The following is a 7,856-nucleotide window of genomic DNA, read 5'->3' as shown; positions in this document are numbered from 1 at the left end:
CAAAACCTGCAATCAGTAGAACGAAATGTGCAAAGGCATCCAGTTCCGCGAATACGATCGCATCGAGCAGCAGCCAATCAAACGCGTTGGTGCGGATTTCGGGGTGGCTCAGGTAGTCCGCAGCCACACGCAGCATCTCGTCCTTGTCAATGCTGATCCCCCGCTTCGCATCGTTTGTCCGCAACATGTCAAACCGCTGGTGTATCCAGTAGTAACGCGGCTTCTCGTCATTCGAGGTGAAATCCCCGCGTGCATTGTTATGCAGGGCATCAAACAGATCGATAGTTAGCCCAATCGCGCGAACGCACCGCCCTCTGAACTCTTCCCCGGTCCAGTTTCCTGCAAGTGCATTCGCCTTCAGAGATGGGAGAATCGAGCCTTCCCAGATTGGGGCGACAAGCTCATGAACATTCTCACCCATTCTTCGCGCCCAATGCTCACTGAGCGGTTCGGCTATTTCATCAAGCTGGCCGTAATCCATACACTTTTCCCCGCTTATATTTAGCTATATGGCCCCTGAGCGACAGAGATGCCGCGTGACCCGCTAGGGATGCGCGAACAGCGATTTTACCGCAGGTATTTCACGCGAACTCGCGGCGCGTCACCGTCACGCTTCTACATTGGTTCATTTGCCAGCGGGTACGACATGGTCGTCACAGCCGACTCTTCAAACTCTGCGCGGCAGCACCGACCAACGACCGGCGGTGGGCGCTCTTCGCCGAACGCGGCGGTCGCTACTCGACCCTTAGGCGACCTCCAATTCACCAAGTAGCGGACATTCACGGTGCCGGTTCTTCAGATGCGGTGGGTATCCGTAATGCACAACATGGACCCCTACGGCTCCGCGGCGTCCCCTGCTATGTGAGATGTTGTCGCTACTGTTGTCATGCTCACGCGTCCTCTAGTCGCTTGAACAACTCTCTGTGCTCAGCGTACATGGCGGCCATTTGTGACCTACGGTCATCTGCCGCATCTCGCTTCGTTCCGGCGACTGGCTTGCGGGCCGAGTGCCACAGCGCTTTTCGCCTCTGAACGAGCATTATCCGTACACGCTGCTTCATGGTTCGCATGAGGCGATAGCGGAGCCGCCCGCGCCGGCCGCTGACGCGGAAACTAGCCGCCCTTGCGGTAGCGTCTGGGCAAGGACTTCCACTAGGCGCCGCCGTGCCGCCGCAGAGGCCTTCGACTGAGCCGACGGATGTTGAATCCTGTAACAGAGAAACTTTCCAAGAAGTTCGAACTCCCAGAGCTGCATGTTGGGAATCCCAGCTTCCTCCCAATCTCGACGGCCAACGCAAACCTTTTTTTTTCGCAAAGCTCAGATGAACGATGGCAATAAGGCACTCTCTCCCGTCCAGCAATTCTACTCGCTCTTTGCATAAGTAGTCCTCTATATTTCCGCGCTCTCCCCGGTCAGCTTCCTTATTGCGACAGTACCGCGGCGACTACGGTTGGTGAATGAACTCGGCATCAAAGCCCATTGCGCGTCTCAGTTTCGCGGTGTCCGTATATTGTTGAAAGCTGGTAACCTTGCCGTCCTGTGTCGTCCAGATGTGACAAGCTTGCGCATCAAGGGCCCTCCCGGTGCGTCTGTGAGTTCCCTTGTATCGGACCTCGACGATAATCACGCCCTCCCCAAGGTGAAAGCGTGAAGGATGGATGCCAAACTCCAACCAGTCTTCCGGAATGCGGCTCAACAGATTTCTCTTGACGGCATCACGCCCGTGCCATGTATTACCGCTGTGATAAGGATTGCTCTCAGCCTCGTTCCACGTAATTTCAGGGTGAAATAAATCTAGCAACGAGAAAGTATCTCCACTTTCGAGGAGTTGGTAGATCCTTGTTATTACATTTGAGTTGGCCACGTCTATGCTCCCAGCGCATCATAGATCCAATCCAAAATATCAACCGTCCAGAGGTGCTGCTTCTGCGGAAGCAATGGAGGGAGGAACGTAAAGATTCGCTTCGTAACCGGGCCCGTCATCATGATATCCGGCAAGGTGTCCGGGAAGCGTGGATGTATTAGGCTGAACAGTTGAATTTTGTTCCACCATGGGGCACGTATCGCCAAATCGAGCGAGAAATTCATTCGTCTTTTGCGCGTCAATGCTAATATCGTACAGGGCTCGTAGATCCGTTCGGCTGCGGCGCTTCATCTTGGCAACATCGCAAACGAAGTCGAAATATTCCTCGTAATCATTTGCGCGCTTGGCTCGGTAGACCTCAAGCGATTGGTCGAGAGATAATTTACCGTCGAGCCCTTGGCCAAGGGTATGGCTGATGAGTTCGGCGTCGCGAAATGCATGGGTGATGCCCATTGCGGTCACCTGATCGTTGCAGCTCCCCGCGTCGCCGATCAGTGCCCATCCCCGCCCCACATTCTGTCGTTGAAACACCGGCATCGTGCCGTATGCCTTGAACGGCTCTTCGCGCCGGCCGCCACGGACTTTTTCGGCCGTCTCTGGATCGCAAAATTCGTAAGTCTTGAAAAAGTTGGCTTCAGCGTCGCCCCGAAAAGCGCTCCACCACGAGTTCGGTCCGTATACCAACACCATATGCGTGCCATCGGAGGTAGGAAAAATCGCGGTACCCAAGCGTCCGCGGTTGCGTATCGTGAGTTCATCCTTCCTGATACCCGAAAAATAACCAAAGTGCGCGAACGTCGAGGATGATCGATATTCGAGCATCGGGGCGCCGACTGCCTTGGCGAAGCCGGAGAAACGGCCATCCGCGCCGATCACCAATCGCGCGCGTGCTTCGAACGGGGTGCCCTGTTGTGTTACGGCGTGAATGCCTCTGACTTCGTCGTTTTCGACGATCGGTCTGGTGAACGTGACGCCCTGTCGCACGTCGGCCCCAGCCGTTGCCGCTGCTTTAATCAGCGCGTGATCGAGAAGCAAGCGTCTTGGACCGCAATAGACGTCGGTGGCGCCGTCGGCGTTGCCATGCAGCGTCTTGAATCGTGTCTGTACATCGGCGAGCGGAACCGAGCCATACAGCCGAATTCCTTCCACAACGACTTCCATTCGAGTGAAATGCGGCGTTCGCTGCAGGATCGACTCGGCTATCCCCCAGCGATGGAGATAGCTCAAACCGCGGGGCCAAATGAAATGCGTGGACAACGTATCTCGTGGAAAGATCTTTTTGTCGATCAGCAAAATTTTAAAGCCTTCGCGCGCAAACAGCATCGCAGTCGGAGAGCCGGATACACTTGCGCCGACGACGATCACGTCAAACTGTTCCATGGACTACTCCTGAGAACAATTCAGATGTTTGAGAGAGACGACGGTGTTCTCATATCCTTCGCATTGAATAGTTCGAACTCCTTTGCCAAATCATCAAGGAGATCGACGGTGCGATCTATCTGCTCGTAGCTATGCCTGACATTGACGATCAAACGGATTCGCCCATCGTTGGCGCCCACCATGGGGTAGGCTACTGGCACTGAGAAGACGCCGCGCTTGTACAGTTCGAAGCAGATCTTCAGTAGTTTTTCCGTATCCGATATGTAGATTGGCACAATAGGCGTCTGACTGCTCCTGAGATCGAAACCTGCGCGCTTGAGCCTCAATCTCATATAGGCATTCTTCTCGTGCAGAGTTCGTGCGATGTCGGGGCTCGTTTCGATGACTTCTAGCGCGGCCAATACTGCCGCAGCGTCGGCCGGGGTGAAGCAGGCCTGGAAAGCGTAGGCGTTGGAGCTCCATTGAAAGTAGGAGACGAATCGGCGTTCTGTTGTAACAAATCCTCCAATGGACGCTGCGGCCTTGGAAAAGGTCGATGCGATGAAATCGACCTGATCAATGACGTTCTCTTGGTAGCAAAGTCCGCGACCGCCTTCTCCATACAGCCCGAAAGAATGCGCTTCATCGACGAAAATCAAGAAATTGAAGCACCGCTTCAAGGCGACAAGTTCCGCTAATGGGCAGATATCACCGCTCATCGAGTAGGCCGACTCCACCACCACGATGATCTTCCCGGTGCATTCTCTCTGTGAGAATTCCAGCTTGCGCTGCAAGTCTTCGATAGAGTTATGACCAAAGGAAATCCAGCGCCGCGTCGGCGACAAGCGGATGCCGTCGCGTATCGATGCGTGAGATTCCTCGTCGATCAGAACGTGGTCGTTTTCCTGGCACAACGCGGCCAGCGCCCCCATGTTCGCCGTAAACCCGGTCGGGAAAAGCATGACAGATTCTTTCCCAAGCCATTGCTGAAGCTTGGCTTCGATCTTCTTATGAAGAATATTCATGCCGCCCGATATGGCTGATGTACCGCAACCGGTACCGAAGCGCTGGACTGCGTCCACGACTTTCTCGATGATCTGGGGATGGCGATTCAAACCAAGATACAGGTTGGTGGACCAAATGACACAGTCATGTGGAGCCTGATTCAGGGACGTGGCAATCGGTGAACTTGCATCACTGCCGAGACAGGAAAACGAGTCGAAACTGTAGATTCCCTCGCTCAGTTGTTGCTGGCGAAGATCATCCATCTGCTCGGCGATGGTGTCGACATCACGAACGCCGGCCCGCTTGAGATGCATCATCAAGGTGCCGGTGGTATTTTGATAGATACGTTCATTAGGTATGGTTGGCGAATCAATTTTATGAATGGAAGACATGGTGGTGTTCCTTTGAGCTACCCGCGAACGCCTTCGATTACGATGGCATGGGGTTGGTCCTGATATGGTCGCAAATCGTCCGGAACATTTCGTCTTTTCCGATGATTCGGTTGCATTTCCAAGCGGTGCCAGCAAATCGAGTGTATGTTCGCCTGTTCCAGCGCCTGTTCCACCGAATGATGTTTCCAGTACCAAGCATGCACGCTTCCGGTATAGCCGTGGTAGTCGAGCTCGAGACGCAAGCGACTCCCGTCGCCGTATGATTCCTTTTTCGGGTCATCTGGACTAAAGCTTAGTCCGTAACGCTTGTAATACTGCGAGTCGGGGTGGAGGTCTGGATTAATTGTTACTGCAACGAAACGGCCGCCGGGACGAATCAGAGACGCTTTTTCAGCGCACATTGCGTCGAGCTTTTCTTTGCCTGTTGCATAAGGGAGGACATAAATGCTGAGCAGAAGGTCGAATTTTCCAGCTAAATCGCGAGGGAGTGCGGAAAGATCCGATATGTAGGAGACGTCCAGTAAACCGTTCTGCCTAGCTTGTTTCAACGCGTAATCTCGCATTCCCGGAGTCGGCTCGTATCCGACAACCTGCTTTGCGCCGCCTTTTTTGAGGAGTCGCGTATATCCGCCACCTCCACAACCAAAGTCCATGATAGTCAAATTTCGAACATCCCCGGCTACCCTTAATGCGGTTGGGACTTCGAAATGCTTGCGGAACGACCATGTGAACATGTCCTCATACAGTGAGGCTAATTGGTCGAACTGCTGGGCTGCTTCGTTTGTCATGGGGCCACCGTTTTGGAGTGGACTGTGAGGTTTATTTGTTGTGAATTCAATCTATTGAACTCTATTTTTTTGATTTCCTTTTTTATCAGCTGTCTAGAGGTCCGGAAACTGAACGGTCTCGGTTTTTGGTGGAGGCTCCGACTCTTGAGAGAATGAAGCCATGAACAAGTTTTCTGCTGAAGTCCGGGAACGTGCGGTCCGCATGGCACCTTGCGCCACGCCAGCACATGCGCTCGCGTGACGATGCGAAAGTCTTCCGGCCGCGAAATGGTGGTGAAATTCATGAAGTCGCGCAGATCAGCCTGATAGGCGCGACGCGTGCGCGGGTTGTCCAGATTGGCAAACCACTCGGCTTCGGGCGGCACATCCGCGAGCTGATGAAACTGCGCGGCCGTGAGTCGCCGCTCGCGATCAGGAAGCGTCGGCAGTACGGACATGATTTTCTCCAGGCAGCTCCGCGCCGTGAGCGCGAATCAACGCGATCAGGTCGCCGGTGGTGACTTCAAACCGGTACTCGCGCTGGATGCCGACCTTGCGTTCATCGACCTCGATGAGCACGACACTTTTTCCATCGTCACTCGCCTCCAGACGCAATGTTCGGCACAGGCGGCCGGTTTCCGCTTCGTGCTGCGTGAGCAGGTCCATCTCGCCGACCGCTCCCTTTACCGTCAACTGCACCATTTCTGCCCCTGCATAAGCTCACCTTTCAAACGCGCAAATTACTATTGATAACCTATTGCGTGATCCGAAATCGACAGCCAAACAGAAGGAAGTCGCCGCGTCTGATCTGGCGCAACGGAAGGACGCGAAACGAAGTGGATCGAAAGGAAAGTAAACGCGGCGCCTGGGCGGCGCTCCGCTGCCATGGCGGAGCGCCGTTTTCAGGACCCACTTTATGAGTGGCCAGACCTGCGGTGAGCTTCTGTGGAGGGGCTGCCGGTGAGCCTTTACAGGAGGGTTTCCATTTCGTCTTCCCCTTTTGCCGGCGCGCGGGCACGTTACAACTGCTGATATGGCTCGATCCGGTCCCGGAGATGATCCGTCGCAACGTGCGTCTCGAATCGGCCGGCGACGGGCGCAGTGTGTTGCTGGTCGAAATGGATTCGCGTCGGACGGGAATCCAGCGTGAATGTCGCATCGAAATCATCCCCGGCGAGCCGATCGCGCTGATACGTGCCCACGGAACCGAGCGCCCCGCCAACATGCATGGCAACACCGACAGGGGCGCATGGCTCACGCCGGCACTTCGGCCATGTAGGAAAGCTGCAGGTTCTGGTCCCAGCCGTAGGTCACGTAGTCTGGATTGACCGTATCGACGCGCACGATATGCACCGTAAAGCCGGTCTTGGTGACCCTGGTCACGGTCGTCGCAAAGGTGTCGTTGATGGGCCCCGTCCATTTGGGGTCCTGGAGTGTGCTGACGATGACGACCGGCGGGCTCGAAAAGGCCGCCGGAAACGGCACCTCGACCGAGAGCGGCGCATTGCGCCACGGCGGCGCGCCGGACGGCGCCTTCAACGGACCAACCGAATGGGTACCGATAATTTTCTGTTCCATCGCGAAGCCTCCAGACTGGTGTGAGTGGTCCCGCTCAGGCGGGACGGCTGTTGCCGCGCGGCACATGACCGCAATGCAGTTTTAGGAGTCGCCCGAGGCCTTTACAACCTCCCCATCCAGGCAGTCGACATTCGTGGAAAAGGGTTTAGATTGATACATTTTGCCGGTGACCGCAGGCCGGTGTCTGTGGGTCGAGCGGTGCCAGCGACGCGGCGGCCGGCCTGTCCAGCCACGACGCGTAACGGCTATCGATCTTCGCCGGACTGGTGAAAATCTTCGTCGCCAGCCGTCCCGGCATGAAGGCAACCGCGACACGACGCGGAAGATTCAAGGCCGTCGTGCTCGAGATGACCGGCGCTTCCTGAGTTCCGTCGGTACTTCAACAGTGCCTTGACCGACTCATCGGTGTTCTCCAGCGCGTCATCGAGCAATCCCCCGCTCTTTGGCCTTGTAGACGTCGGAGGGCTTTGTCAAGTTGACGAACGTAGACTGTACGCGTACCGGTAACGGTAGTCATCCTTATTAAGAGCGACTAACACTACCTGAACATCAAGCCATCTTGCATTTCGCGAATCACCGTCTGTGCAGCATGCTCGCTGGGTTCGATAGTGCCGCTGGGAAGACTCCAAAATTCGTCCCCGTCCACCTGATGCAATAGCACGTATTCGTCCTGGAAGATGACGGCGGCGGCGCTGAGTTTGAAACGGTGGCTTCCAGTGTCAAACGAAATCATGGCTGTGGACTTCCCAACTTGGCCCCTGACCACGATAAGCGCTTATGCTCTGCAGAGCATAAACGCTTTTAGGCACAGTTCCCGGACTGTCTCTTATACACATCTCCGAGCCCACGAGACTAAGGCGAATCTCGTATGCCGTCTTCTGCTTGAAAAA

The 7,856-nt window shown here is 55.3% G+C and carries 9 protein-coding genes; all 9 read right to left on the bottom strand.

The annotated features are described in order from the left end of the window. Positions 1 to 481: hypothetical protein (locus BN2475_RS31990; protein WP_143326015.1), on the bottom strand; the 481-nt coding region annotated here is incomplete at its 3' end. A gap of 964 nt (positions 482 to 1,445) precedes the next feature. Continuing rightward, on the bottom strand, positions 1,446 to 1,865 hold the full coding sequence (locus BN2475_RS31980) for a nuclear transport factor 2 family protein (protein ID WP_159444643.1): 420 nt from the start codon (positions 1,863 to 1,865) through the stop codon (positions 1,446 to 1,448). A gap of 39 nt (positions 1,866 to 1,904) precedes the next feature. Further along, positions 1,905 to 3,245: an NAD(P)/FAD-dependent oxidoreductase gene (locus tag BN2475_RS31975; RefSeq protein ID WP_094783360.1), complete on the bottom strand. Its 1,341-nt coding sequence runs from the start codon at positions 3,243 to 3,245 to the stop codon at positions 1,905 to 1,907. A 20-nt stretch (positions 3,246 to 3,265) separates the two neighbouring features. Then, positions 3,266 to 4,621, bottom strand: a complete 1,356-nt coding sequence (locus BN2475_RS31970; protein WP_218023754.1) for an aminotransferase class I/II-fold pyridoxal phosphate-dependent enzyme — start codon at positions 4,619 to 4,621, stop codon at positions 3,266 to 3,268. Positions 4,622 to 4,638: 17 nt separating this feature from the next. Continuing rightward, positions 4,639 to 5,409, bottom strand: a complete 771-nt coding sequence (locus tag BN2475_RS31965) for a class I SAM-dependent methyltransferase (RefSeq protein ID WP_094783358.1) — start codon at positions 5,407 to 5,409, stop codon at positions 4,639 to 4,641. Then, positions 5,406 to 5,846 carry a hypothetical protein gene (locus BN2475_RS36060; RefSeq protein WP_245841727.1) on the bottom strand — a complete coding sequence of 147 codons (441 nt, stop codon included), beginning with the start codon at positions 5,844 to 5,846 and terminating at the stop codon, positions 5,406 to 5,408. Before BN2475_RS36060 ends, BN2475_RS31965 begins: the two co-directional genes overlap by 4 nt. Continuing rightward, positions 5,821 to 6,054, bottom strand: coding sequence for a hypothetical protein (locus BN2475_RS31955; protein WP_425435594.1), 234 nt, complete (start codon positions 6,052 to 6,054; stop codon positions 5,821 to 5,823). Before BN2475_RS31955 ends, BN2475_RS36060 begins: the two co-directional genes overlap by 26 nt. A gap of 588 nt (positions 6,055 to 6,642) precedes the next feature. Beyond that, positions 6,643 to 6,966 (bottom strand): H-type lectin domain-containing protein, encoded by a 324-nt coding sequence (locus tag BN2475_RS31945; RefSeq protein ID WP_094783357.1) that lies wholly within the window; start codon positions 6,964 to 6,966, stop codon positions 6,643 to 6,645. Between the two features lie 538 nt (positions 6,967 to 7,504). Further along, entirely contained in the window at positions 7,505 to 7,699 is a 195-nt protein-coding gene (locus BN2475_RS31935; RefSeq protein WP_094783355.1) for an NUDIX domain-containing protein, read from the bottom strand. Positions 7,700 to 7,856 lie beyond the last annotated feature (157 nt).

The sequence above is a fragment of the Paraburkholderia ribeironis genome (genome assembly GCF_900019265.1).
GTDB classification, from domain to species: domain Bacteria; phylum Pseudomonadota; class Gammaproteobacteria; order Burkholderiales; family Burkholderiaceae; genus Paraburkholderia; species Paraburkholderia ribeironis.
The sequence above is the reverse complement of the archived record's forward strand: the minus strand, read 5'-3'. Positions and strand labels throughout refer to the sequence as shown.

Bases quoted from the DNA above. Each gene is read 5' to 3' on its own strand.
- BN2475_RS31975 (WP_094783360.1), bottom strand. From the start codon at position 3,245: ATGGAACAGTTTGACGTGATCGTCGTCGGCGCAAGTGTATCCGGCTCT.
- BN2475_RS31955 (WP_425435594.1), bottom strand. From the start codon at position 6,054: ATGGACCTGCTCACGCAGCACGAAGCGGAAACCGGCCGCCTGTGCCGA.
- BN2475_RS36060 (WP_245841727.1), bottom strand. From the start codon at position 5,846: ATGTCCGTACTGCCGACGCTTCCTGATCGCGAGCGGCGACTCACGGCC.
- BN2475_RS31965 (WP_094783358.1), bottom strand. From the start codon at position 5,409: ATGACAAACGAAGCAGCCCAGCAGTTCGACCAATTAGCCTCACTGTAT.
- BN2475_RS31970 (WP_218023754.1), bottom strand. From the start codon at position 4,621: ATGTCTTCCATTCATAAAATTGATTCGCCAACCATACCTAATGAACGT.
- BN2475_RS31935 (WP_094783355.1), bottom strand. From the start codon at position 7,699: ATGATTTCGTTTGACACTGGAAGCCACCGTTTCAAACTCAGCGCCGCC.
- BN2475_RS31945 (WP_094783357.1), bottom strand. From the start codon at position 6,966: ATGGAACAGAAAATTATCGGTACCCATTCGGTTGGTCCGTTGAAGGCG.